Below are 241 nucleotides of genomic sequence, written 5' to 3' on the forward strand. Positions count from 1 at the left end.
CCATCGCTCAAACATATCTTACTAGTACAGGAATATCAACCTGTTGGCCATCGTCTACGCCTTGCGGCCTCGACTTAGGTCCCGACTAACCCTGGGAGGACGAGCCTTCCCCAGGAAACCTTGGTCATTCGGTGGATCAGATTCTCACTGATCTTTCGCTACTCATACCGGCATTCTCACTTCTAAGCGCTCCACTAGTCCTTGCGATCTAGCTTCACCGCCCTTAGAACGCTCTCCTATC

At 51.9% G+C, this 241-nt stretch carries 1 rRNA gene; it reads right to left on the bottom strand.

Annotated features, from left to right (window positions below):
- A 23S ribosomal RNA gene (locus IWT5_RS12010) occupies window positions 1-241 on the bottom strand; the annotation flags it as partial.

Origin of the sequence: Secundilactobacillus mixtipabuli (assembly GCF_002217925.1) — a bacterium.
GTDB lineage: Bacteria > Bacillota > Bacilli > Lactobacillales > Lactobacillaceae > Secundilactobacillus > Secundilactobacillus mixtipabuli.